This is a genomic window from Arthrobacter sp. THG-b23 (assembly GCF_059091265.1).
In genome coordinates this window covers 1-3,477 of record NZ_JBNHGM010000014.1, presented here as the reverse complement: position 1 = coordinate 3,477, position 3,477 = coordinate 1, and the positions used below count along the sequence as shown (strand labels likewise).

The 3,477-nt window shown below is 57.1% G+C and carries 2 rRNA genes; both read right to left on the bottom strand.

The features are described from left to right. Positions 1 to 58 precede the first annotated feature (58 nt). Positions 59 to 175 (bottom strand): 5S ribosomal RNA (gene rrf, locus AC5RVD_RS16780). Positions 176 to 342: 167 nt separating this feature from the next. Further along, positions 343 to 3,466 (bottom strand): 23S ribosomal RNA (locus AC5RVD_RS16775). Between the last annotated feature and the right edge of the window lie 11 nt (positions 3,467 to 3,477).

Genomic DNA, 3,477 nt, shown 5'->3' with positions numbered 1-3,477 from the left:
TGGTTAAACGCGGGAAGGCCCCGCCATCGTTGGCGGGGCCTTCCCGTGTTCAAAGAATGTCCGGCGGCGACCTACTCTCCCACACCCTCCCGAGTGCAGTACCATCGGCGCTGTGGGCCTTAGCTTCCGGGTTCGGAATGGGACCGGGCGTTTCCCCCACGCTATGACCGCCGTAACCCTTCGTGCGCGCCAACCCCGGTGGGGGCGGCGGCAAACCTGTCGGTTACAAGCTTGTGCTTGGAACTGTATTCAATTGTTTGTTCCCGGGGACAAGGTTGTTGTCTGGGAACCACATAGCGGACGCGTAGCATGTTTTGATCACCCACCCCCGAAAGGGGTGGTGTGGTGTAAGTTGTCGGACTATTAGTACCGGTCAGCTCCACGAGTCTTTCGTCCTCGCTTCCACATCCGGCCTATCAACCCAGTGGTCTGGCTGGGGTCCTCTCCCCCCGAAGGGGATGGAAATCTCATCTTGAAGCCGGCTTCCCGCTTAGATGCTTTCAGCGGTTATCCAATCCGAACGTAGCTAATCAGCGGTGCACTTGGCAGTACAACTGACACACCAGAGGTTCGTCCGTCCCGGTCCTCTCGTACTAAGGACAGACCTTCTCAAATTTCCTGCGCGCGCAGCGGATAGGGACCGAACTGTCTCACGACGTTCTAAACCCAGCTCGCGTACCGCTTTAATGGGCGAACAGCCCAACCCTTGGGACCTACTCCAGCCCCAGGATGCGACGAGCCGACATCGAGGTGCCAAACCATGCCGTCGATATGGACTCTTGGGCAAGATCAGCCTGTTATCCCCGAGGTACCTTTTATCCGTTGAGCGACGGCCATTCCACAATGTGCCGCCGGATCACTAGTCCCGACTTTCGTCCCTGCTCGAGATGTCTCTCTCACAGTCAAGCTCCCTTGTGCACTTACACTCGCCACCTGATTGCCAACCAGGCTGAGGGAACCTTTGGGCGCCTCCGTTACTCTTTAGGAGGCAACCGCCCCAGTTAAACTACCCATCAGGCACTGTCCCTGACCCGGATTACGGGCCGAAGTTAGATGTCCAGAGTGACCAGAGTGGTATTTCAACGATGACTCCACCCGAACTGGCGTCCGGGCTTCAAAGTCTCCCACCTATCCTACACAAGCCACACCGAACACCAATACCAAACTATAGTAAAGGTCTCGGGGTCTTTCCGTCCTGCTGCGCGTAACGAGCATCTTTACTCGTAGTGCAATTTCGCCGAGTTTATGGTTGAGACAGCGGGGAAGTCGTTACTCCATTCGTGCAGGTCGGAACTTACCCGACAAGGAATTTCGCTACCTTAGGATGGTTATAGTTACCACCGCCGTTTACTGGGGCTTAAATTCTCCGCTTCGCCCCGAAGGGCTAACAGGTCCTCTTAACCTTCCAGCACCGGGCAGGAGTCAGTCCGTATACATCGTCTTGCGACTTCGCACGGACCTGTGTTTTTAGTAAACAGTCGCTTCCCCCTGGTCTCTGCGGCCCTTACCCGCTCCGAAGCGCAAGGCTTCTTCACGGTCGGGGCCCCCCTTCTCCCGAAGTTACGGGGGCATTTTGCCGAGTTCCTTAACCATAATTCTCTCGATCGCCTTGGTATTCTCTACCTGATCACCTGTGTCGGTTTGGGGTACGGGCGGCTAAAACCTCGCGTCGATGCTTTTCTCGGCAGCATAGGATCACCGAATCCCCCCATACGGGGGTCCCGTCAGGTCTCAGGCTTCACGAACGGCGGATTTGCCAACCGTTCACCCTACATCCTTGGACCGGGACTACCATCGCCCGGCTCGGCTACCTTCCTGCGTCACACCTGTTAATACGCTTACCTCCCCGGATCGGGTCCCGCGCGCCCCGCCCATACTGGCCCCGAAGGGCACGGATGAACGGTTTGGGCGGTTAGCATCACCGGTTTGGCATGGGCGGTTTTTCGCCGGTACGGGAATATCAACCCGTTGTCCATCGACTACGCCTGTCGGCCTCGCCTTAGGTCCCGACTTACCCAGGGCAGATTAGCTTGACCCTGGAACCCTTGATCATTCGGCGGACGGGTTTCCCACCCGTCTTTCGCTACTCATGCCTGCATTCTCACTCGTGTAGGCTCCACCACTGGCTTCCGCCGCAGCTTCACTGCCCACACGACGCTCCCCTACCCACCAGCGCTCCTGAACCACGAAGGCTTGGATAATACGCTGATGCCACAACTTCGGCGGTGTACTTGAGCCCCGCTACATTGTCGGCGCGGAATCACTTGACCAGTGAGCTATTACGCACTCTTTCAAGGGTGGCTGCTTCTAAGCCAACCTCCTGGTTGTCTGGGCAACTCCACATCCTTTTCCACTTAGCACACGCTTAGGGGCCTTAGTTGGTGGTCTGGGCTGTTTCCCTCTCGACTATGAAGCTTATCCCCCACAGTCTCACTGCTGCGCTCTCACTTGCCGGCATTCGGAGTTTGGCTGACGTCAGTAACCTTGTAGGGCCCATCGGCCATCCAGTAGCTCTACCTCCGGCAAGAAACACGCAACGCTGCACCTAAATGCATTTCGGGGAGAACCAGCTATCACGGAGTTTGATTGGCCTTTCACCCCTACCCACAGCTCATCCCCTCCATTTTCAACTGAAGTGGGTTCGGTCCTCCACGCGCTCTTACACGCGCTTCAACCTGGCCATGGGTAGATCACTCCGCTTCGGGTCTAGATCACGCCACTGCATCGCCCTATTCAGACTCGCTTTCGCTACGGCTTCCCCACACGGGTTAACCTCGCGACGTAACACTAACTCGCAGGCTCATTCTTCAAAAGGCACGCCGTCACAGCTACAAGGCTGCTCCGACGGATTGTAAGCACACGGTTTCAGGTACTGTTTCACTCCCCTCCCGGGGTACTTTTCACCTTTCCCTCACGGTACTTGTCCGCTATCGGTCATCAGGTAGTATTCAGGCTTACCAGGTGGTCCTGGCAGATTCGCACGGGATTTCTCGGGCCCCGTGCTACTTGGGATACTCTCCAAGCGGCGTCACGCATTACGGTTACAGGGCTTACACCTTCTCCGGCCGGCCTTTCAAGACCGTTCACCTATACGCACGCACTCACTTTCGCTGTCCGGCAGAACAGCAGCGGAAAGTCCCGCAACCCCGGCCATGCAACGCCCGCCGGCTATCACACATGGACCGGTTTGGCCTCTTCCGCGTTCGCTCGCCACTACTGACGGAATCACTGTTGTTTTCTCTTCCTGCGGGTACTGAGATGTTTCACTTCCCCGCGTTCCCTCCACGCACCCTATGTGTTCAGGTACGGGTCACCCGGTCACTCGCGCGCCGGGCGGGGTTTCCCCATTCGGACATCCTGGGATCACCGTTCGGTTATCAACTCCCCCAGGCTTATCGCAGATTCCCACGTCCTTCTTCGGCTCCTGATGCCAAGGCATCCACCGTGTGCTCTTAAAAACTTGACCACAAAGATCAA